Source organism: Paenibacillus brevis, assembly GCF_018919145.1.
GTDB lineage: Bacteria > Bacillota > Bacilli > Paenibacillales > Paenibacillaceae > Fontibacillus > Fontibacillus brevis.
In genome coordinates, this window is record NZ_JAHLQJ010000003.1 from 32,210 (window position 1) to 53,945 (window position 21,736).

The 21,736-nt window shown below is 49.9% G+C and carries 20 protein-coding genes; 14 read left to right on the forward strand and 6 right to left on the reverse strand.

Annotated elements, in window-relative coordinates:
• Positions 1–82: 82 nt before the first annotated feature.
• Entirely contained in the window at positions 83–1,663 is a 1,581-nt protein-coding gene (locus tag KQJ23_RS04025) for a methyl-accepting chemotaxis protein (protein ID WP_216477401.1), read from the reverse strand.
• Positions 1,664–1,811: 148 nt separating this feature from the next.
• Here KQJ23_RS04025 and KQJ23_RS04030 point away from each other — a divergent pair, with 148 nt between their 5' ends.
• The 9 genes from KQJ23_RS04030 to KQJ23_RS04070 all read left to right on the forward strand — a co-directional run bounded on the left by KQJ23_RS04030 (position 1,812) and on the right by KQJ23_RS04070 (position 12,486).
• Positions 1,812–2,882 (forward strand): helix-turn-helix domain-containing protein, encoded by a 1,071-nt coding sequence (locus KQJ23_RS04030; protein ID WP_216477402.1) that lies wholly within the window; start codon positions 1,812–1,814, stop codon positions 2,880–2,882.
• 7 nt (positions 2,883–2,889) lie between these two features.
• The gene (locus KQJ23_RS04035) at positions 2,890–4,143 is read left to right on the forward strand and encodes an FAD-dependent oxidoreductase (protein WP_216477403.1); all 1,254 of its coding nucleotides are present in this window, start codon (positions 2,890–2,892) and stop codon (positions 4,141–4,143) included.
• Between the two features lie 230 nt (positions 4,144–4,373).
• The gene (locus tag KQJ23_RS04040) at positions 4,374–5,309 is read left to right on the forward strand and encodes a DUF5692 family protein (RefSeq protein ID WP_216477404.1); all 936 of its coding nucleotides are present in this window, start codon (positions 4,374–4,376) and stop codon (positions 5,307–5,309) included.
• Positions 5,310–5,886: 577 nt separating this feature from the next.
• Positions 5,887–7,515 carry an alkaline phosphatase gene (locus KQJ23_RS04045; protein ID WP_216477405.1) on the forward strand — a complete coding sequence of 543 codons (1,629 nt, stop codon included), beginning with the start codon at positions 5,887–5,889 and terminating at the stop codon, positions 7,513–7,515.
• 155 nt (positions 7,516–7,670) lie between these two features.
• On the forward strand, positions 7,671–8,345 hold the full coding sequence (locus KQJ23_RS04050) for an oxidoreductase (protein ID WP_216477406.1): 675 nt from the start codon (positions 7,671–7,673) through the stop codon (positions 8,343–8,345).
• A 28-nt stretch (positions 8,346–8,373) separates the two neighbouring features.
• Positions 8,374–9,825 carry a serine hydrolase domain-containing protein gene (locus KQJ23_RS04055; RefSeq protein WP_216477407.1) on the forward strand — a complete coding sequence of 484 codons (1,452 nt, stop codon included), beginning with the start codon at positions 8,374–8,376 and terminating at the stop codon, positions 9,823–9,825.
• Between the two features lie 275 nt (positions 9,826–10,100).
• Positions 10,101–10,922 (forward strand): TerC family protein, encoded by an 822-nt coding sequence (locus KQJ23_RS04060; RefSeq protein ID WP_216477408.1) that lies wholly within the window; start codon positions 10,101–10,103, stop codon positions 10,920–10,922.
• Between the two features lie 215 nt (positions 10,923–11,137).
• Entirely contained in the window at positions 11,138–11,722 is a 585-nt protein-coding gene (locus KQJ23_RS04065) for a TetR/AcrR family transcriptional regulator (RefSeq protein ID WP_216477409.1), read from the forward strand.
• The gene (locus KQJ23_RS04070) at positions 11,722–12,486 is read left to right on the forward strand and encodes a CPBP family intramembrane glutamic endopeptidase (RefSeq protein ID WP_216477410.1); all 765 of its coding nucleotides are present in this window, start codon (positions 11,722–11,724) and stop codon (positions 12,484–12,486) included. Before KQJ23_RS04065 ends, KQJ23_RS04070 begins: the two co-directional genes overlap by 1 nt.
• 82 nt (positions 12,487–12,568) lie before the next feature.
• On the opposite strand, the gene KQJ23_RS04075 is transcribed toward KQJ23_RS04070, so the two are convergent.
• The gene (locus KQJ23_RS04075) at positions 12,569–13,405 is read right to left on the reverse strand and encodes an AraC family transcriptional regulator (protein WP_216477411.1); all 837 of its coding nucleotides are present in this window, start codon (positions 13,403–13,405) and stop codon (positions 12,569–12,571) included.
• A gap of 174 nt (positions 13,406–13,579) precedes the next feature.
• Between KQJ23_RS04075 and KQJ23_RS04080 the strand changes: the two genes are divergently transcribed.
• Positions 13,580–14,239 (forward strand): ThuA domain-containing protein, encoded by a 660-nt coding sequence (locus tag KQJ23_RS04080; RefSeq protein ID WP_216477412.1) that lies wholly within the window; start codon positions 13,580–13,582, stop codon positions 14,237–14,239.
• Between the two features lie 79 nt (positions 14,240–14,318).
• Entirely contained in the window at positions 14,319–15,422 is a 1,104-nt protein-coding gene (locus KQJ23_RS04085; RefSeq protein ID WP_216477413.1) for a Gfo/Idh/MocA family protein, read from the forward strand.
• 93 nt (positions 15,423–15,515) lie between these two features.
• Here the strand turns inward: KQJ23_RS04085 and KQJ23_RS04090 are convergent, their stop codons facing one another.
• The 4 genes from KQJ23_RS04090 to KQJ23_RS04105 all read right to left on the reverse strand — a co-directional run bounded on the left by KQJ23_RS04090 (position 15,516) and on the right by KQJ23_RS04105 (position 18,125).
• Positions 15,516–15,812 (reverse strand): hypothetical protein, encoded by a 297-nt coding sequence (locus KQJ23_RS04090; RefSeq protein WP_216477414.1) that lies wholly within the window; start codon positions 15,810–15,812, stop codon positions 15,516–15,518.
• Between the two features lie 5 nt (positions 15,813–15,817).
• Complete coding sequence (locus KQJ23_RS04095; RefSeq protein ID WP_346779341.1) at positions 15,818–16,321, reverse strand: helix-turn-helix domain-containing protein; 504 nt, start codon at positions 16,319–16,321, stop codon at positions 15,818–15,820.
• A gap of 149 nt (positions 16,322–16,470) precedes the next feature.
• A complete protein-coding gene (locus KQJ23_RS04100) occupies positions 16,471–17,265 on the reverse strand; it encodes a hypothetical protein (protein ID WP_216477415.1) in 795 nt (264 codons plus the stop codon).
• Positions 17,266–17,435: 170 nt separating this feature from the next.
• On the reverse strand, positions 17,436–18,125 hold the full coding sequence (locus KQJ23_RS04105) for an HD domain-containing protein (RefSeq protein WP_216477416.1): 690 nt from the start codon (positions 18,123–18,125) through the stop codon (positions 17,436–17,438).
• A 427-nt stretch (positions 18,126–18,552) separates the two neighbouring features.
• Here KQJ23_RS04105 and KQJ23_RS04110 point away from each other — a divergent pair, with 427 nt between their 5' ends.
• The 3 genes from KQJ23_RS04110 to KQJ23_RS04120 all read left to right on the forward strand — a co-directional run bounded on the left by KQJ23_RS04110 (position 18,553) and on the right by KQJ23_RS04120 (position 21,678).
• Positions 18,553–19,557: an iron-hydroxamate ABC transporter substrate-binding protein gene (locus KQJ23_RS04110; RefSeq protein WP_216477417.1), complete on the forward strand. Its 1,005-nt coding sequence runs from the start codon at positions 18,553–18,555 to the stop codon at positions 19,555–19,557.
• A 79-nt stretch (positions 19,558–19,636) separates the two neighbouring features.
• Positions 19,637–20,656 (forward strand): FecCD family ABC transporter permease, encoded by a 1,020-nt coding sequence (locus tag KQJ23_RS04115; protein ID WP_216477418.1) that lies wholly within the window; start codon positions 19,637–19,639, stop codon positions 20,654–20,656.
• A gap of 2 nt (positions 20,657–20,658) precedes the next feature.
• Positions 20,659–21,678, forward strand: coding sequence for a FecCD family ABC transporter permease (locus KQJ23_RS04120; protein ID WP_216477655.1), 1,020 nt, complete (start codon positions 20,659–20,661; stop codon positions 21,676–21,678).
• Positions 21,679–21,736 lie beyond the last annotated feature (58 nt).

Below are 21,736 nucleotides of genomic sequence, written 5' to 3' on the forward strand. Positions count from 1 at the left end.
CTACAGTTCTTTTCATTGCTAGCAGGTTCTATTTTAACATAAATCGCCCGCCGGGTTTACCGATAATTTACGAAGAATTGCATCATTTTGATCGGGCGGTCATCTCGCCGAGCTTCTCGCTGACTTGACGGACATCCTCCATTTCTTTATGAATGGACACGATCCGTTCGTTCTGATCCTCAATAGAAGAAAGCATCTGCTCCGTGGTTGCGGAATGCTCCTCCGTAATTCCGGCAATCTCGCTGATTTGGTCGCGAATCTCGACGAATTGTCTCTTCATCGTATCCATCGCCGCGGCTTCGTCCCGGATTAGTGCACTAATTCCGGTGAAGCTATGCTCGATCATCTTGAATCCGTCTCTGAAGCGTTCGGCAATAAGGAAGCCCTGCTCGGTCGCAGAATAGCCTAGTTGGACATCATCCAGTGCGGCTTGGCTCACGGTGGACAGCTTTTCCACGATGCTCTGGATTTGCCCGGTCATTTCGCCGCTTGTAGCAGCCAGCTTACGAATCTCGGATGCGACAACCGCGAACCCTCTGCCGGATTCACCGGCCCGAGCGGACTCAATTGCTGCATTCAGGGACAATAGATTTGTCTGATTGGATATTTGGGAAATAGATAACAGGATTTCACGTATTTGCTGCATTTCCCCGTGCATGGCGGTTACAGCGCCAAGGGCCGATTGGATTGCCTTCTGTACAACCGAAATCCGCTCCGCCAGCTCCTCAGCCTCGACGTTACCTTGGCTGACCAGCTCGCCAACCTGGGCGGACTCTGACAGGGTAGATGCCGAGCCTTGATGAACTTGCTGAACGAGCCGGTCAACCGTGGCAATCGATGCATGAATATCATTTAGATTCGCGGCCTCCTGCTCGATGCCTCTCGCAATCTCCTGGACAGCCAGCACAACCGTTCCGCTGATACTGCGAGTTCCGGAAATGCTCTCATTACTGCTGGTTACACTCTCGTTTAACCGCTTCGTGTATAAGGAGATCTCCTCAAGTGTAGTCTCCAGTGCAGCGGAGAGATCGGAGGCGGCTGCCTCCCGGCGGGCGCTCTCATCCATGAGGTTCTTGCCCCAGGTTGTCAGGAAGAATAAATAAATCGCCGTACTGTTCAGAAAGGCGAGACGCATGATGAAATCAGATAGTTCCCACTGTATTCCCAACAAGGAAGAGGGATCAAAAATAAAGAAAAGTATAAGGAGGACATTCAGCAGCCCCGTAAACGTTAACAAAACATCTTTCCTGAAATACATAGCTGAGGAAACGATGGTGACAGGGAAGATGAGGAAGAAGCGAAAGGCGCCTTGCTCGAAATACAACAATGCAAGGGTGATAACCGCAGGCGCAAGCGGGATTAATGCTCCCACGAGCACCTCGGGCAGCCAGGCTTTCAAATGGGCCAAATAGATGAGACTGCCGATTACACAAGTAATAATCATGATGAGCGAGATCCTGAGTCCGGTTTCTCTGCCGTGCACAAAGGGGGCCTCCAGGGCGAATATCGTCGAGAAGGCCAGCAAGATGAAATAATTGATTTTGGTAACCTGGTGAAAGCTGAACCTGCCTTGCAAGTGCATGAACACTTCATCCTCTCTGGTAGGGGTATAGATCAACTTTTCTATGTATCCATCCATGTAGATAGAAATGGTGGCCTGCATTCTATTATAGATTCTATGTGGGGGTTTTCACATGATTTTTTTAGATTAGGGATAAAAGCGGATACTTCTTGCGGTGTAATTGAATTCATTGATAGGGCGTCCAATCCCTTGTACTATAGATGGAATAAGAGAGATGGGAGAAGCGGCGATGAATGAGCAGCAGAAGTATCAAATCCTTCTTCACGGCATAACAGGCAATAATGTCTCCCGCACCTGCCGGGAATTCGGTATCTCCAGAACGCTATATTACCGCTGGTATAAAGCCTATGCGGAGCAAGGAATGGAGGGGCTGGCTGAGGCTCCAAGGAGGCCGGTCATGCCGAATCAGGTAGATCGGAGGACGGAGAAGGCCATTCTGGCGCATGTAGCTCGCCACCCGCAGGATGGTCCTAAGCGGATCAGCTATGAGCTGGAGAATGAAGGGATTATCGTCGGAGAGACTGGAATCTATAATGTTCTGCGGCGACAGGGGCTCAATTGCCGGTCGGAGCGCGAGCGTTTTGCCAGAGAAATAAAGGAACACAGGAAGAAGGGGAGGCGGTCGGAGGCGAAGGCTTCCAGGACGGAGGCTGCGGGAAGGAACGTACCGAGGCAGAAAAAGCTCGACTACAAGCTGAAGCTTCAGGAGCATGCAAGACCCGGTTATATTTGCTATCAAGCCATTCAATATCTGGGCAAGCTTCCTGGAGCGGGCAAGGTATATCAATACATCGTGCTGGACTCTTATTCCCGCCTGGCCATTATGAAGCTGTATCCTCGCAGGTCGGCGGATGACCTGATGGATTTCATGAAGATGAGGATCATTCCCCTGCTGAAAACCTTTGATCTTAGCATTGATCATCTGGTGACAAACTCTGGTCAGGAATTTGCTACATCCTGGGAACGGGGTAATCATAAGTATACGAACTATTTACATAAGCTTGGAATCACCCAGGAGGTCTTTGCGGCTGGCAGACAGGACGTGTTTCAGCCTTTGCATGAATTTACGGCCCTGCTGGCGCGAGAATTCTATAAGCCGCAGATTTCCCGTCTTGCTTCCGAGGAAGAAGCTGTCTCGTTGGATCGGCTTGAACAGCGGCTGAATGAATATCTGAACTTTTACAACTATAATCGGCCGTTAGATCAGGGGGCCAATCGAGGCAGAATTCCGACAGATATTGTACTGGGTTTCCGGGATGCCTCCGAACCGTTGCCGTTATGGCTGTTCACAAGGAGATGATGTGTCTATGGACAGGAGCATGAGAATCGGTATCGTCGGTGCAGGCATTTCCGGAGTAACCCTTGCACATGAGCTGGTCAAGAAGGGGTACCGGCAGGTGACGCTTCTGGAGAAGAGTGACCGTGCGGGTGGAAAGTGTCATTCTATCGAATATAAGGGAAAGACCTATGAAATGGGGGCGCTCATCGGGCTTCCCTCCTACAGGCACACATTGAAGCTGATGGAGGAATACGGCTTGTCTGAACGGGGGCCTCTATTGGAGCGAGCCTTCTTTAATCCGCAAGGAGCCAAGATTTCGCAGATTCCGATGGAACAAATGAGCGAATTTGCACGAGAATTCAAGCGGCTTCCAGAATTGTTTGGACGATATGAAGCTATTAAGCAGCCAGGCTTTGGAGATATTCCGCCGGAGCTGTGTCGGCCCTTCGCCGTCTGGTGCGAGCAGAATCAATTGCCGGTGCTTAAACAGGTGTTTATGCATTATTTCAGCGCCTTCGGCTTCGGCAGTATCGAAGAGGTTCCGGCTGTCTATGTCATGAAGCTGCTCAATTATGAGAATTTGATCTCTTTCATCGAGATTACGCATATGATTAGTTGGCCGCAGGGCGTGAGCAAGCTGGTAAAGGTTATGGCTGATGCCGCACCGGATTTGAGATTAACCTGCCGGGTCCGGTCGATTCATCGTGACGCCTCCGGCGAGATGAGGGTGGAGACGGATCACGAGACCTTGCATTTTGAACGTGTGATTTATACGGCACCGCTGCGAGGGCTCCGGAATAAGCTCCAAGGAATGGAGCCGCAGGACCGGGGGCTGCTGGAGCTGATCACGCATGAACCCTTCCGGGTATATGCCTACCGGGCAGAGCGGTTGCCGAAGATGTCGGGTTATATTCCAGGGAATATGGGGGATGCACGGGCAGGCCAAATGATGGCCTGGTATTATCGGTGGGGGGATCTAGCCGAGAATGACCTGGTCACGGTGTATGTGAAGGAGAATGGACGTCTGTCCGATCCCGAGATTAGGGCCAACATTGAAAGCACTCTGGCTGGACTTGGCGGCAAGGAGATTCGGCTTCATATGATGAAGCGCTGGGATCACTTTCCTCATGTAGGCACCGCTGCGCTGGAGAATGGCTTCTATCGGAGGCTGGAGGAGCTGCAGGGAAAATATGGCGTTTATTTTGCCGGAGAAATTATGAACTTTCCCACCCTTGAGAACTGTATCGCTTACGCAAAGACACTGATCAGCCGGTATTTTTGAAGTTATTTTACATTCAAGTTAAGTTGACAGCTAAATCGGAGGAATGCCGTGCTGCGACTCGGTTTATTGAATAAATATCATTGGGAAGCCGTATGTAAACTCAACTTGAAATGGATGTTGCTGAACCCTTGATACAGCAAGGGTTTGAGTGGATTGAAGCTTTTCTTTCAGCAAGCTATATTCAGGATAGAAAGCGATTTCAACTCATCAATGCTGTAGGAGGGTAACCTATGTTTTTATTTGAGGCAATGCCTTGGTATTCTATTTTAATGTGGTTCGTGGTGCTCGCGGGCCTGATTCTGCTCAATGAAATAGCCCGTAGAAGCAAGTGGGCGGCTCTGGTATTCTTTGTGGCGCTGCCGATCGTATTGACGATCTTTGTCTGGCCGAACACCGCGGGCGAAGGCTCCAGTACGGGAACCTGGTTCCATTGGGTGAAGGTCTACTCCGCTCTGGCCGGCTGTCTGGGCTTCATGGCGCTCCGGTATATCAAGGGTTGGGACAGGAACAAATATGTGCTGATGTTCCCGGCCATTATTCTGGCGGTCAATATTCTGGAAGCCGTAATCCGGGACTTCGAGGTCTATGGATTAAACGGCATCGTAGACGGTGTGACGATGATTGGCGGTCCGTGGAACATTATGAACGGGATCGCAGGGATTCTGAACATTATTACGATCTCCGGGTGGATGGGAATCCGGGTCAGCAAGGATAAGTCCCGTGATATGATCTGGCCCGACATGCTCTGGTTCTGGATTATCGCCTATGATCTCTGGAATTTTGCTTACGTCTACAATTGTGTATCCGACCATTCGTTCTACGCGGGTGCCGCACTGCTGATTTCCTGTACTATTCCTGCCTTCTTTATGAAAAAGGGAGCTTGGCTGCAGCATCGTGCACAAACGCTGGCCTTCTGGATGATGTTCACCATGTCGTTCCCCGCCTTTGTCGGAGAATCCCGCTTCGCCGTCCAGTCCTCGCATAGCGAGACTGCACTGTGGATAGTCAGCGGCTTGTCTCTGGCAGCTAACATTGCGGTGTTCGTCTACCATATTTACAAGATTGCTAAGCATAAGCGCAATCCGCTCAAGGTGGAGGTATATTCTGACCTGAAGGCATATGAGCAAGTTGATAAGATCGATCCGAAGCCGCAAGCTGTTGCTTAATCGTTGAAGCAGCTTGGATGCAGAAGGCCACCTAATCAGGTGGCCTTTGCTATATAGTGCATATCTGCAGGAGAGTGTGCAACAGCGGAGGGCAGTTGAACATTAGGGGGGCGAGTTGGATGGGGCAACGTGTGAAGGGTTGCTACGATCGCTGTTGTTCGCGGATTTCTCTGATTGGACTAAGTTCTGACAAGGGAGAAATCCGCTCACAAAGGCGACCGCTGGCGCTTCTTCACAACCCTTCACACTTATGCCCTGATCACTTCGCCTTTGGAGATCAACTGCAATGCAGTCTGCACATGGCTGAGCCGAAACTGCACTGAATTAAGCTGCACTGCAATAGTTTGCCACTTGCGGCATGTCAATGTCAGCAGGATATGCGCGCAAGCCTTGGGCACAGGGCGTGTATCGGCAGCTTGCGCGCTTCGCTTTACGCGCGAACGCGAGGGCATGAACCTCCAAGATGACTCTTTTTTACAATAATTTTACATTCTGCTGGCTTGTCGTTATCAATTCTAAGTTACACTCTCCATGTAAGTTCAAATTAAATTCAATGATTCTGGAGGAGATGGAGAGGATGAAAAGGTACGGCAACGCTACGAAGCTAATCATTGCACTTGCACTTACTGCTGGTATTACAACAGGCGGAATCTCGCCAGTCCAGGCAGCGAATGAGACGAAGCAGATAAAGAATGTGATTATCCTTATTCCTGACGGCATGCCTGGTGATGCCACGGCATTGGCTAGATGGTATAAGGGATCGGATCTCGCACTGGACGAAATTGCGAGCGGCCTGGTCCGCACTCATTCCGCTGATGCGCCGATTGCGGATTCGGCTCCGGCTGGAACAGCACTGGCCACCGGACACAAGTCGCATACCGGCTTCGTAGGAGTCCTGCCGGATGAAGCGAACATGCCGGGAGAGGATCCGATTGCACCCAGTGATGCCAGAAAGCCGGTAGCTTCGGTACTGGAAGCCGCCAAGCTGGCAGGCAAATCGACGGGCATTATTGCAACTTCGGAAATTATGCACGCTACTCCGGCCGATTTCACCTCCCATTATCCGAGCCGAAAAGAATATGATATTTTGAGCAAGCAGCAAGTATACAGCGGCGTCGACGTGGTGCTTGGCGGGGGAAGCAGCTTCCTGTCTCCGGAAGGAAGAGCGGACGGCGACAATCTGATCGCTTCCATTAAGGCGCTCGGCTATGAATATGTCACGACGCCTGAAGCCATGGCGAAATCCAGCTCTTCGAAGCTGTGGGGCATGTTCTCTTCCACGGCTATGGCTTATGACATGGACCGGAACCCTGTTGAACAGCCGAGTCTGGCAGAGATGACAGCCAAGGCAATTGAAGTATTGTCCAAGGACGAGGACGGCTTCTTCCTGATGGTAGAGGGAAGTAAGGTAGACTGGGCAGCTCATGCCAACGACCCCATCGGTATCCTTAGCGATGTGCTTGCCTTTGACGATGCGGTTAAAACCGCTCTCGACTTTGCCAAGAAGGATGGCGAGACCGTTGTGGTTGCCGTGACTGACCATGGCAATGGCGGATTGACAATTGGCAACAGTTCAACCACCGGAACCTATGACACCGAGCCCCTCTCTACATTCATTGATCCGCTTAAGCGGGCGAAGCTGACAGGAGAAGGATTGGAGGCCAAGCTGAACAGCGATCGCACCAATATTCAAGCTGTAATGGCGGAATACTTCGGGATCACAGACCTGAGCAACGAAGAAATTCAGGCCATCCGTGATACGAAAGCGGGCAGCATGAATTATACGGTTGGACCGATGATCAGTAAGCGTTCCGGCATTGGCTGGACTACAGGCGGACATACTGGCGGAGATGTTGTTCTATATGCATACTCTCCAACCAATGACCGTCCAAGCGGTGTGATCGACAATACGGATGTGGCCAAATACATGGCTCGTGTGCTCGGTCTGGACCTTGACGCAGTATCCAGCCAATTGTTCGTACCAGCCAAGCAAGCTTTTTCCGCCAAGGGAGCGGAGGTTGTGCTTGACCTGAATGATGCCAAGAACCCGAAAGCGATCATTACCAAAGGCAGCACGAAGCTGGAACTGCAAATTCACAAAAATATCGCGGTTCTAAACGGTGCCAAGAAGACGCTCAAGGGCGTTATCGTCTATAATGGCTCGGATCTGTTCGTACCGCAGGATGCCGTCGATCTGATCAAGTAATCTGGATTACGCCGGTTCATTCCGATACAGGCACCCTTCGCTCAACCTAGCGGGGGGGCCTTTGCGTGCCAAGGAATTTCTCTCAGCAGTCTCTTCTGATATATAATGAATGGAACAGATCATCGCGGCGATGTGATCGGGAGAGGAAGTGCGTCATGAGTCATTCGGGGAAAAAAGCGCTGATCATAGGAGCGACAGGTCTGGTTGGACGCGAATTGCTGACTGAATTGTTGAGGGATGAACAATATGAGGCGGTTTATGCTATTGTCCGCAGACCACTTACATTCAGTCATCAGAAGCTGAGAGAGATCGTAAGCGACTTCGAACGATTGGAGGAGATTAGCGAGGCCTATGCCGTCGAGGATGTATTTTGCTGTCTGGGGACGACGATCAAGAAGGCTCGAACCCGCGAAGCGATGTACCGGATCGACGTAACCTATCCGCTGACGGTGGCGAAACTGGCCAAAGAGCAGGGGGCGCGTCATTTTCTGGTAATTAGTTCCGCAGGTGCGGATGCCAAATCAAAGATCTGGTATACGAAGATGAAGGGGGAACTGGAGCAGCAGCTTAAGTCCATCGGCTACAAGGCGTTGTCCATTCTCCATCCGTCCTTGCTGCTCGGTGAACGTGAGGAGCATAGGCTCATGGAAAAGATATCCGGGAGTGTGGTTCGCGGCTTGTTCCAAGGAATCAAAAAGCCAGTACCGGCGCAGCTTGGCATCGAAGCAGGAGTCGTAGCCCGGGCGATGCTGGCCATTGCTGCGGAGAACCCGGAGGGAACGATTACATACGGGTCCAAGGCGATTCATTCTTTGGGAAGTCAGAGGTAAGTAGAAATATCCGGAAGGAGACTTATTTATGTCCAATCAGGTGTTAAGCCCATTGCCCAGAAAGAGCCCGGAGGAATTGGGGGTATCCCCCCTCAAAGTCAGCGATTTTCTCAATGAGATGAAGTCACGTTCAATTGAGCTTCACAGCTTTATGCTGCTTCGGCATGGATGCGTTGCGGCGGAGGGCTGGTGGGCGCCCTATGAACCACAGCTTCCCCACATGCTGTTCTCGCTCAGTAAAAGCTTTACTTCCACAGCCATCGGAATAGCGGTGCAGGAAGGAAGGCTTAGTGTAGAGGATCAGGTAATCTCCTTCTTCCCGGAAGATTTGCCGGAGGAAGTCTCGCCGAATTTGGCAGCCATGCGCATCAAGCATTTGCTGATGATGGGCACGGGGCATGCGGCCGATACGACGGACGAGCTTCATAGCTCTACGGACGGGAATTGGGTGCGTGCTTTTCTAAAGCTTCCGGTGGAGCATGAGCCGGGTACTTTCTTCATGTACAATACGGGGGCGACTTATATGCTATCGGCAATCTTGCAGAAGGCTGCCGGCGAGACCCTGCTGCAGTATTTAGAGCCAAGGCTGTTCAAGCCATTGGGGATTATGAATCCAACCTGGGAGAGCTGCCCTCGAGGAATCAATACCGGAGGATATGGTCTGAAGATTACTACGGAGGATATTGCCAAGTTTGGCCAGCTCTACTTGCAGAATGGCATGTGGCAAGGTGAGCGCTTGCTGAGTCTGGCGTGGATCGAAGAGGCTACTTCGAAGCAGATTGAGAACGGAGCGGGTGGAGACAGCGACTGGGCGCATGGCTACGGCTATCAGTTTTGGCGTTGTCAACACGGGGTATATCGGGGAGACGGAGCGTTCGGCCAGTTCTGTATCGTTCTGGAGGACCTGGATGCCGTTATTGCCATTACAGCTGGCACCAACGATCTTCAAGGCGTGCTTAATGGGGTGTGGAACCATCTGTTGGGTGCGTTCGGGATTGCAGGTGAGCCGGAGTCGGTGGTAGTCGAGACATCGGGCGAAGAGTTAAGAATTCAGCTCGCGGACCTTCGGCTGGAGCCGCCAAGAAAAGCTCTCGAGTCTAAGCCGGACACCAGGCACGGAACTCAATGCTATCGTCTGGAAAAAAATGAGTTTGGCATAAAGCAACTTCAATTTACCTTTGGTGGTAGTGCTGCTGTACTGGATATTACAAACGAACAGGGCGAACATCGGATTGAGCTGGGAGAGCAGGAGTGGAGAATTGGAAGCACCTCTTTATTTGGAGTCCATGAGCGAATCGCGGGTTCCTTTATCCAGGAATCTCCCGAGAGGCTCGTCTTGACCCTTCGCCAGATCGAGACACCGTTTTTTCTTACGATTGAAACCCGGATTCTGGAGCAGGAGGTCGAGCTTCAGTTGAAGTTTAATGTCTCATTTGATAGCCGTGTGCCTGCGCCGATAAAGGGAGTTATAATTGCATAGAGATAGCAAAAAAATAAAATTCTAGAGAATCAAGGACTTTCATATATTCAGAAGAGATGTTATGATAGGACATATCAATCGACTCCAAAGGGGAGTAGCTGCTACAGTAAAGTCGTCATTACGGGACATGTTCCTCGGCTTTATTGGCAACGTTACGTTGTTAGCGAGACCTTTGCCTATTGAGGCAAAGGTCTTTTTTATGGGCCTTTACCGAATAGGTAAAGGCCTTTTTGATATAGAAGATTGATTATACTACATTGGACAGGAGTGTTAGCATGGATTTATCTATCTTTATGGAGTACGCCTGGGTATTGATTGTACTGATCGTGCTTGAGGGACTACTGGCGGCAGACAATGCGCTTGTACTGGCGATTATGGTGAAGCATTTGCCTGATGCCGAACGTAAAAAGGCACTGTTCTACGGGTTGGCCGGAGCATTTGTGTTCCGCTTGCTCTCGTTGTTTGTTATCTCGTTTCTGGTGAACGTATGGCAGGTTCAAGCGATCGGGGCTCTCTACCTGTTCTTTATTTCCCTGAATCATATTATTCGCAAGGTATTCATCAAGAAGGCCACGCCTGCGGAGAACGTGGTAATGGACGAAGTAAGAGAACCGAAGAAGGCAAGCTTCTGGATGACGGTATTAAAAGTAGAGTTAGCCGACATCGCCTTTGCAGTCGACTCCATTCTTGCAGCCGTAGCCTTAGCCGTGGTTCTGCCGGATACGCCATTGCCAAGCATTGGCGGAATGGATGGGGGACAATTCCTCGTCGTATTCCTCGGCGGATTTATCGGACTAATCATTATGCGTTTTGCGGCGAATTTGTTTGTAGGCCTTCTGCATCGCAAACCGGGACTGGAAATTGCAGCTTTTGTCATTGTGGGCTGGGTAGGTGTAAAGCTGGCTGTGTATACTCTTTCACATCCGTCTCTTGCGATTATTCCGGAGACCTTTGCGAAGAGCACCGGCTGGAAATTGACATTCTACATTGTACTGGTATCTATTGCGTTGATTGGCTGGTTCCTGTCCAAGGATAAGGAAGAGCCTGCGAAGGTACAAGACGTGCTCGAGACTCATGGGGTGAAGGAGCAGGTCTGATCATCAGGTTCCTTATCCCATCTAAATAAATTATGAATTCAGGGTGTTCAAGAATTTCTCTTGAACGCCCTTTTTATATGCACTGCGGAAATCCTTTGAATGCTTTCAATAGGGTTAGAAACTTTATTCCTGTCTGTCACTTGACAGAAGAAATATTCGTTATATAATTTATGTTATATAACGAATGATATATTAAATGAAGGAGAGGAACAATCATGCCGCCAAAACCGAAGATTAGCCGTGAAGACATGTTGAAGGGCGCGCTTGATTTGGTGCGTGAGCAAGGCTGGGGCTCAATAAATGCCCGAAATCTGGCTTCTCGGCTTGGGTGTTCAACGCAGCCGATCTTCAGCCATTTTGCTACGATGGAGGATTTGAAGGCAGAGGTCTTTCATGAAGCAGAGCAGCTTTATAACACAGCAATGTGGGCAGGATTGCAGGCCAGTGGAGAGGATTTTCTTGGCATGGGGATGGCTTATATAGACTTTGCGCGTACCGAACCGCAATTATTCCAATTGCTGTTTATGTCCAGTTCTATTGTCCAAGGAGATCTTGCAGGCATTGCAGGCACGACTGAGGGAGACGACCAGGTGATTGCTTTTCTCAGCAGTAAAACGGGGCTTTCGCTTAACGAAGCGCAAAAGCTGTATACGACGCTCTGGTTTGCTGTGCATGGCATAGCCTCCTTACTGGCAACGAATGGGTGCAAGATTGACGAGCAGGAGGCCAAAAGTGTATTGCGTCACACCTTTAAAGGCGTAATTTATTCTTTGAAACAGGAACGGGAGGATGTCCATTGATGAAAATGCTCAAAAATTCATATTGGCCAGCTATTGGAGTGGCTGTGCTATGTACCTTCTTTACAGCACTGGGATCAGCTATCGCAGAAATAATGGAGGTCGAGGAAGCTGCAGCCTATTTGATCATGGCAGGAGGTGTCGCCGTATCGGCGCTTCTGGGGCTGCTTATCATGAAACGGTCAGGGAACGCAATGAGGCAGTACGGATTTCGTCTTCCCGAGCGTAACGGCATAGGGCAAGTGTGGATGTATGTGCCTCTATTACTCCTTGAGCTTGCCCCGATCTTGATCTATGGGTTCCATTTTAATAAGCAACCTATCGTATACGCAGTATTGCTGCTGTTCACGCTCCTTGTAGGGCTTAACGAAGAAATGTATTTTCGCGGATTAGTGTTCGGTTACCTTAACCGGATCAGCACAAAGACTGCAATCATCGGTTCCTCGGTCATTTTTGGGGTTCTGCATGCAGTGACCGCGCTGAACGGGAAGAATATGGGGCTGGTGCTTTTGCAAGTCGGCTTTGCCTTTCTCGCCGGGGTGGTGCTGGTGCAAATTGTTGTTCTTACGAAGAGCTTGTGGCCGGGGATCCTGTGGCATATTGTACATAACTTTCTCTCCTTCTCAACGGAAGATGTGTTTGACGAGAAGGCCATTATAGTTGTCAGCATACAAGTGTTTCTTTTGCTTGTGTATGCAATCGGAATGGGAATAAGCTTATCGAAACGGCAAGCACTGGAACAGCCGTCAACGATAACCATGAGATAATTCCAAAGGAATGAGAAGAACGGCAGCTTATCTCCCGTGAGGGAGCACGGGCTGCCGATTTTTTTGTTATAAGGCAGAAGCATCAGCGAAGGCTGGATGGAGCTCTTCCCCGGAACTGTCTGAAGGCGCGGTTGAAGGTACGGACATTCGTAAATCCGCATTCCAGCGCGATATCGAGCATGGTAAGCTCCGTTGTCCGGATGAGCTCCTCGGCCTTATCTATCCGAATACTATTGAGATAAGCGGTCAGGCTCATGCCGGTGGTACTCTTAAAGGTCCGGGAAAAATGATATACACTCATATGCGCTTGCCGGGCAGCCTCCTCCAGCGTGATGGTTCTGAAGCATTGGGCTTCGAGATAATCAAGCACCTCTCGCATAGCCTGTCGTCCGCTGCCGAGCCGCCTGTCCTTGCGAAGATCTAGGGGTTCATTCGGAGCGTATCGCAGAATTAACCCGCTGAGCTCGTAAAGAAGTCCTACCAGCAGGGTGTCGTAGTATTCGGGCTTCTCAATCATTTCTGTCAGCATCCGTTCTATTAGAAGGGCAGCTTGAGCGGATAGCATTTCCCGGGATCCGCCCAGTTCTTCCGCGCTCGTGATTACGGGAGAGACAAGATGAACATCACCCGGCCATCCGCTGGGGCTGCCTATGAGCCTGGGATTAAAGATGACAAGAATAATCTCGGATTCCAGATCCCTGCCATCATAATAGTGAATATCTCCACTGCTGCACACGGCCAGGTCGCCCGCCCTTAGCAGCCAGTTCTCCGAATTGATTCCGACCCGGATTTCGCCCTCTCTAACATAAATGAGTTCAACATCGTTGTGCCAATGAGCCAGAAATGAAAAGTTATGCAATTGCATCACACTGATCGGCAGGTCGCTGCCATAGTGTCGTTTCTCGTGATAAGCCTTCATTTGCGCTCTCCTGTCCGCTGATATGCCCGAAATAAAACATTCAAGACTAAAATAGCAATAAGTGTCCGATTAAGCAATGGAAATGACGAGCCTGCAGACCCTTAACAGCTTACAATCGGAGTATGCAGATTGGATAATCACTGCTGAGAGTGATGGGAAGGGGCAGGCAGACATATGGCAAAGAAAGCATTGATCGTACAGGGCGGATGGGACGGGCACGAACCGGTTCAGGTTGCGGAGAGATTTGCCCGTTTACTAGCTGGTGAAGGGTTTGAAGTAGAAGTCTCGGATACGTTGGACCGTTTTGAAAATGAGGAGGATTTGAAAAGTCACAGTCTAATCGTTCCTATCTGGACAATGGGTGAGATCACGGAAGAGCAGCTTAAACCTGTGCTGCGTGCAGTAGAGTCTGGCGTAGGGATTGCCGGCTGTCACGGAGGGATGTGCGATTCGTTCCGCAATTCAGTTGAATGGCAATTTATGACCGGATCTCAGTGGGTGGCTCATCCGTTTAATGATGGGGTCGAGTATGAGGTGAACCTGGTCAAGAACAGCTCCAGCCCGATTGTAGAAGGTATCCAGGACTTTGCAGTGAAGTCCGAGCAATATTATCTCCACGTGGACCCGTGTGTTGATGTGTTGGCAACAACCTCGTTTGCGATTAGCGAGGGTCCTCACTCGGCAAACGGCGTTATCAAGATGCCGGTTGTCTATACCAAGAAATGGGGACTGGGCCGCGTATTTTACAACTCACTAGGTCATCATGCAGATATTTTTGATATCCCCGAGGCCATTGAATTGATGCGTAGAGGATTTCTATGGGCCGCAAGATAAGCAGATAAGAACAGCGCTTATTCATAATAGGTCTGATGACAAGCAGATAGCCTAAACTAAGCTAAAGGTGGGACAGCTCTTGATGAAAGTTAAAGTAGGGATCGTAGGCTGCGGTAATATCAGCGGAATTTATATGCAGAATCTTTCAACTATGTTTGCAAATACGGAGGTTTTTGCCTGTGCAGATATCGTGTCTGAACGGGCGGAGGCGGCCGCAGAAAAATACGGAATTCCTCATGTATGGACAACAGAGGAGTTGCTTGCATCGCCAGAGATAGAGATTGTGATGAACCTGACAACGCCGATCGGCCACTACGAGATTTGCAAGGCGGCATTGCTCCATGATAAGCACGTATATGTAGAGAAGCCGCTGTCCCTGTCGCTGGAGCATGGGGAAGAGTTAACCAGGCTGGCCCGGGAAAGAGGGCTGATGCTTGGGTGTGCTCCCGACACCTTCCTGGGGGCCGGGCTTCAGACCTGCCGAAAGCTGATTGACGACGGCTTCATCGGAGACCCGGTAGCCGCAACGGCCTTCATGCTTAACCATGGGCATGAGGGATGGCATCCGGATCCTGAGTTTTATTATCAGGAAGGCGGCGGCCCGATGTTCGATATGGGGCCCTACTATTTGACCGCGCTAGTGACCTTGTTAGGCCCGGTAAAGACCGTCTGCGGCATGGCCAAGACGTCTTTCCTGCAGCGGACAATTACAAGCGCACCGAAGTTCGGGCAGACGATTGATGTCAAAGTGCCTACACATGTGGCAGGCACGCTTGAATTTGCTTCAGGACCTGTAGCGACGATGATCACAAGCTTCGACGTATGGGACAGCACGTTGCCAAGAATTGAAATATACGGCTCAAGAGGAACATTGATCGTTCCTGATCCGAATACATTTGGCGGGCCCATTTTGTTCAAGCCGGCAGGCGGAGAAGGCTTCGCGGAAATTCCGGTCCTCCACAATCACGCAATGAATAGCCGGGGAATCGGCGTGGCGGACATGGCCGCATGTATTACTAGCGGAAATATACATCGGGCAAATGGTGAACTGGCGAACCATGTCCTTGAGATCATGCATGCCTTCCATACCAGCTCGGAGAGCAAGCGTTATGCGGAGCTCGTTACAAGCTGTGAACGGCCTCGTCCACTGGCTCCGGGCCTCATTCAAGGCATTGTGGATTAACTTGAGCTAGCCCCATGTTCTGGCAGCACCAGAGCTTGGGGCTTGTTATTATACATATCCAAGCCCAAGGAGTGAGGAATGAATGCCTGCTTTTTAATTGGATAGCATACTCAGCTTCTGATTGAAATACGAATTGTAATTTTGGAAATGAACGATTTTTGGTTCTTCAGCTAATGCATGCAGAATTGCCAATGCTCTCTGGGACTCCTGTCTGGCGGCAGGCGAATTGCCGCTCTCTGCATAGCATTCGCTCAGTTTTTCCATCATCTGAAGTAGTACTTCTATGGAAATCCACTTTTGTTTTTCCGCTGCCTCAAATTTCACCGCACCAGTGGCGACAAATGCCAGTTCGGACAGCTTGGAAAAGTACAGTTCAGGGACTTGCTCCAAAGCTGCTATAGCATGCTCCGTCTCCCCTTTAGCCTTATAAGCATATGCGAGAAACGCAGTGCATCATATTTGACAGCAATATCGTTCGTTAAAGAAATGAGCTTGCTTGCAACAGAGATGACATAATCCGGTTCTTCCGAGGTGCTGCATACATAGAGAAGATGATTTAACAGGAGGTCATCATCAGGGTAGCTCATTAGCCCATTCTCGATAAGGGTTCTTGCTTGAGAAGGATTGCTCTCCCGAAATACATAGGCTTGGTCGCAAATCTCCTTGATTTTTTGTGTCTTCTCATTAAGATGATGGCCGAACAATTCGTCTATGCTCACGTTAAAAAAGTTGGCAAGGGGAGGGACCATGGTGATATCCGGTAATGCAATATTATTTTCCCATTTGCTCACGGCTTGCGTGGAAATGCCCAAACTTGCTCCCAGCTGTTCTTGGGTGATCCCTTTTTGCTTGCGCAGGCTTCGTATTTGGCTCCCAATAAGTAAATTTATAACTTTCACCTTCTAGTCAATAGAGTAAAGAGCGCTCTTCCTGCTACAAGTATAGATTAGAGCTTGAGACTTACTCAACAACCGCTTAAGTGACTATATATCAACTGCAGGTTGAATTTACACAGATAATCATGCAGGTAATGCACAGGTAAGGGAGCTCAATTCGGAAGCCTGGCTTCGGCAGAATTTAACAACGCTGCAATGGACTGCTCATATTTCATGATTTTTTGCTGAGAGGTCTGTATTTGCTTCAAAATATCCACAATAACTGCAAGCTCGGCCTTGGCGGCATGTGCATCTCCTTGCTTGATGGCTGCTTTGTACCGTTTATTCACTTCTGTCTTGCGCTTGTTCAATGCTGTAACCTGTTGATTTTCAGCGGTAATTTGCTTCTTAATGGCAGGAACATTGACGATTGCATCCTTTACAAGCTTTGCTTTGGCGGCTGTTTGCTTCTTGGCGGCGGAATATCTCTCTTGCTTTTGCTTGATGCTTTGCCGGGCAGATGCAGCTTCAGGCTTGATACGGTTTCGCTTGAGGTCGTAGAGAAGAGCTGTCTTACTGTCTTTGTTCTTCCTTGCTTCGCTTGCTTTCTTTCCAAGAGCGGTATACTCCGCTAGAAGAGGGGCGTGCTTCTGGCGAATCGAAGCGGCTTCTGCCTTCAGGTGATCCAGTTGAGCCTTGCCGATCAACTGAACCCGGGTATTTATCGATTTGAGTCTCTCATTGTTTTCTTTCCGTAGAAGCTGAACTTGTTGCTTTGTTGCTCGGTTAGATGACTCCAGAGATTGAGATGAGTCATACAGCTTATCAATGCTTGTAAGTGCTTCGTCCCATGAGGAGGAGACGGCCGCATAGGAAGGAAAGGCACCCGCAAAGGAAAGAATCAGACTCAGAAGCACAAAGCAAATAACAGCTCGAATACGGCAACTCTTGAAGAGAGAATAGGACATAGAATGTCAGCTCCTTTAGAGAAAAGGAAAAAAAGCACCTGCAAGATAGGCCAGTAGGCCATCCTGCGAGGTGCTTCTCTCGCTTTTTCGCTTATTTTGTAAATAATATACAGAAACAAAATGAAATTGTCAACCAAAAAGAGAACGTAAGTTCTTGTTGAGGGAAATGGTCAAACCTGCCCATCCCATTCAAGATAGAAGCGTTCGACGTATTGCTCCATATAGCGATGCCGCTCTTGGGCGATTGCCTTTGCTGAAGCTGTATTCATAAGATCCTTAAGCTTAAGCAGCTTTTCATAGAAATGATTGATAGCGGTTGTTTTCCCGTTTCTGTATTCCTCAGCGGACATCGATTCCCGTGGCGGCAGGCCCGGATCATGAATCGGATGCCCCTTCCAGCCTGCATATTGAAACGCTCTTGCAATCGCAATAGCGCCGATCGCATCAAGACGGTCTGCATCCTGAACCACACGGCCTTCCAACGTTCGTACAGGGGGGTTCGTTCCGGCATTATAGGACATCGTGGAAATAATCTCGATAATATGCTCCGTATCTTCGCCCTGAAGCTGTTGGCCTTCCAGCCAGCTGCGTACTTTGAAAAGTCCGCTTTCCTTTGAATCGTTCAGCTTCTCATCGGCAACATCGTGCAAAAGGGCCGCTACAGTGCATATAAAGGGATCGGCTCCTTCCTCGTGGGCCAAACGCCGGGCCATCTGCACGACGCGATGGATATGCCACCAATCATGGCCGCTGGTGTCGTGCTCTAATTCGGCTTTGCAAAAGCGTTCTGCTTTCTGGATCAAATGAATTTGTTCTATAGTCAGATTATTGTATGAGGCTGCACCATTCTTCTGAATCATTGAGTATCTCCCTCTCACTTTTTGCCGCAATCCTGCATGGTGTAGTTTTATTTAAAGTGCCTTCTTTAAGCCGAGCATTGATTCCAATATACTACGAAGTAAATTAATCATGGAAAAGAAAATTTTTGGAGGGAGGTGACAATGCGTACCAGTGTAATAGCAGGAGGAACCGATGGGATGGGAAAGCAGTTGACCTTGCAATTGCTTCGTAATGGGGCGCAATAAAGCAACATCTCGGAGAGCTGAGAATAATGACCTATCTGCGACGCATATGCTTAATCCTTAATCTTCGTAATCGATCTAATTCCGCATTATTCCACTATAAATTGAGGGATTGACAAATCAGAGAAGTGGACGTAAAGTTTTAATAGCAAAAATGATAATGATTATCACTATCATCAAAACAAAGTTTAAAGGGGACATAGTAATGAAAAGATGGTTATTACCTTTGCTCGTCGTTGTTGTTATGGCATTGAGCGCCTGCGGCAACACTGCGGACAATAATTCCGCAGCAGGAACCAACAATTCCGCTTCCGAGTCCAACGCGAGCGCAGATAACGGCGGGTCGGCCAATGCAAGCTCAAGTACAAACAGCTCTGCCGACGAAAGCAGTGCGGATACGATTACTTATCAATCCGAAAATGGGCCGATCGAGGTGCCGGCAAATCCTCAGCGCGTAGTCATTCTTTCAGGCAATGCGGGGAACTTGCTGAAGCTGGGCGTGCCTATTGCCGGGACAGACTCCTGGGCTAAGGCAAACCCTAATTTTAAAGATCAGCTTCAGGATGTTCCCGAGGTATCTGAGGAAAACATAGAGAGTATTTTAAACGTCAAGCCTGACCTGATTATTGCCAGCTCGGACATTCAGAATGCCGATAAATTGAAACAGATTGCCCCGCTGGTTACTTATACTTACAATAAAGTGGATTATCTGACCCAAGTTCTGGAGATCGGTAAGGCAGTGAACAAGGAAGCGGAAGCGGCCGCCTGGATTGCCGATTTCAAGGAACGCGCCCGGAAGGCGGGAGAAGAGATCAAAGCCAAGATTGGTGCTGACAGCACGATTTCTATCATCGAGGGAGATTCAAAAGCACTGTACACCTTCGGAGATGCTTGGGGACGCGGCACGGAAATCGTATATCAAGCCATGGGTTTGAAAATGCCGGATAAAGTTAAGGAAATGACAGCTGAAGCGGGTTATTATGATCTCTCTTTGGAGGTCCTGCCGGAATATATGGGTGATTACGTCATTTACAGTAAAGATCCGAACGCGGATGCTTCCTTCCAGGAAACCAGTACCTATAAAAATATCCCGGCCGTCAAAAATAATCGAGTCTTTGAGGTCGATGCTACCGGATTCTATTTCAATGATGCTCTGTCGCTGGATTACCAGCTCGATTTCATCACACAATCGCTGCTTGGATCCAACTAATCCATTTTGTGGACATGGATGAAGAAGGAACGCCTATGCGTTCCTTTTTTGCAGACTGAATTAGGAACGGATGGTTGAAATGATAAACAAGTCGCGACAAAAAACAAATCTATCCTTTACGCTTAAGCTGCTAACCAGCCTGGTGTTGTTTGTGGCGATGTTCGCTCTGTCGATTATGCTCGGTGCGAAAAATGTTTCGCTAGCGGATGTCTGGAGTGCGATCGCAAATCCGAATGCCACCGGAGATGATATCTCCATCATCCGCGAGCTGCGTCTGCCCCGGGAGGTTGCCGGTATTCTGGTAGGCTCGGCACTGGCCGTAGCCGGAGCCATTATGCAAGGACTGACGCGCAACCCGCTGGCTGATCCCGGACTGCTGGGCTTAACCTCCGGTGCAAATGCGGCCTTGGCCGTTACATTCGCCTTTTTACCGGCTGTCGGGTATTTTGGCACAATGATCGCCTGCTTTATTGGCGCGGCCCTTGGAGCTATGCTGGTGTTCGGCATTTCCGCCCTGCGGCGGCAGAAGCTGTCGCCGCTGCGCATGGTGCTGGCTGGTTCGGCCGTATCGGCTCTGCTCTCGGCATTTGCGGATGGCATTGCCCTCAAGTTCAAGATTTCCAAGAGCGTCACGATGTGGACCTCGGGCGGATTGATCGGTACGACATGGGGGCAGATCGAGACGATTGCGCCGGTGGTCGGAGCAGGGCTTATTGCAGCTGTTGTCTTATCCCGTCAGTTGACGATCCTCAGCATGAACGAAGGGACAGCGGTTGGTCTTGGCCTGAAAACAACGCAGATCAAAATGATTCTGTATGTGGTGATCACACTGCTCGCCGGCGCGGCGGTAGCGCTTGTCGGCAATCTGGCGTTTATCGGGCTGATGATCCCGCATCTCGTGCGCAAATTTGCCGGAACAGATTATCGCACCATCCTGCCGCTTTCCGTCATAACAGGAGGCACCTTCATGCTGTTCGCCGATTTGCTCGGGCGGATGATCAATGCTCCTTATGAGGTGTCGGTCGCCGCCATTGTGGCCGTGCTCGGCTTGCCTTTCTTTCTGTTCATTGTTCGTAAAGGGGGGCGCTCTTTATCATGAAAATGATCCGCTCGCTTCGCAAACAGCAGGTCGTTCTTGCCTTGCTGGTTCTTCTAATGCTGGTGACCGTTCTGGCCGGTCTCAGTGTCGGGGCCTCGCCGGTTTCCATTAACCGCCTGCTTCCGACTATATTGGGACACGGATCCTTTGAGGACAACTTTGTTCTGTTCTCGGTAAGGCTGCCTCGTATTCTGGTCACGATGCTGTCAGGGATGGCGCTCGCTTTGTCAGGGGCCGTGCTTCAAGGCATCACCCGTAACGAGCTGGCTGATCCGGGGATTGTCGGCATTAATTCCGGTGCCGGGGTCGGAGTGACCGTGTATTTCCTGTTCGCGCCGATTAACGTCGAGACTTTCGCTTACGTCATTCCGCTGATAGCCTTTGCCGGCGCTTTGATTACTGCGGTATTGATCTATGTATTTTCCTATGCCCGCGGAGAAGGCGTTCAGCCGATTCGGCTGGTACTGGTTGGTGTCGGCTTCTCGATGGCCCTATCGGGGATGATGATTGTCCTTATTTCTTCTGTGGACCGGACAAAAGTCGATTTTATCGCCAAGTGGCTCGCCGGCAATGTATGGGGAACGGACTGGCCGTTTGTGCTTGCCTTGCTGCCTTGGCTGGTTATCCTCGTTCCTTATGTGCTGCTCAAATCCAGGGAGCTGAATTTGCTTGCTATGAGCGAGTCGACGGCAATCGGCACCGGGGTTGTAGTCAATAAAGACCGGATTCTGCTCATGCTGGCTGCCGTTGCTTTGGCTGCTTCGGCGGTTTCGGTTACGGGCGGCATTGCCTTTATCGGCCTGATGGCGCCGCATATTGCCCGGGCCTTGGTTGGCCCCAGACATCAGCAATTTGTGCCGGTATCCATTCTGATCGGAGGATGGCTGTTGCTGCTCGCCGATACGATCGGCCGCAATCTGGTACAGCCGAGCGGGATTGCAGCCGGAATTATGGTAGCATTCATCGGGGCCCCGTACTTCCTATATCTGCTGTTAAAAGAAGAACGCCAAGGCGGAATCTGAAGCTTGTTTTTGCTTTCTGCTTTGTTGTAAGGGTTGATGCAAAAGGCATGTTCCGCGG